The sequence below is a fragment of the Sphingobacterium populi genome (genome assembly GCF_001586775.1).
Lineage (GTDB): Bacteria > Bacteroidota > Bacteroidia > Sphingobacteriales > Sphingobacteriaceae > Sphingobacterium > Sphingobacterium populi.
This window is the reverse complement of the sequence record NZ_LQXS01000030.1, coordinates 1-290: the sequence shown is the minus strand read 5'-3', so window position 1 is coordinate 290 and position 290 is coordinate 1. Positions and strand designations below refer to the sequence as shown.

1 tRNA gene is annotated in these 290 nt (G+C 40.7%); it reads right to left on the bottom strand.

Features of this window, described 5'->3' with window-relative positions:
• Positions 1-190 precede the first annotated feature (190 nt).
• Positions 191-264 (bottom strand) — tRNA-Ala (locus tag A0125_RS15245).
• Between the last annotated feature and the right edge of the window lie 26 nt (positions 265-290).

The following is a 290-nucleotide window of genomic DNA, read 5'->3' as shown; positions in this document are numbered from 1 at the left end:
ACTCCCTGCTTTTGCTCAGGAAGGGACGATTGCTCTGTCTAACTCCGAAAAGTTAGAACAGATATGCTCTGTTGTTTCTTTTCTTGTGTCTTCTTTCTCTCAATATGTCAAAGAACTTTTTTATTTACCTTAACTATCAACTTAAAACCCTACATACGTAGACAATAAGCTAATAAAACGGAAATAATAGTGGAGAATAACGGAGTCGAACCGTTGACCCCCTGCGTGCAAGGCAGGTGCTCTAGCCAGCTGAGCTAATTCCCCGTGGTAATATGTATAAGATGTGCTTG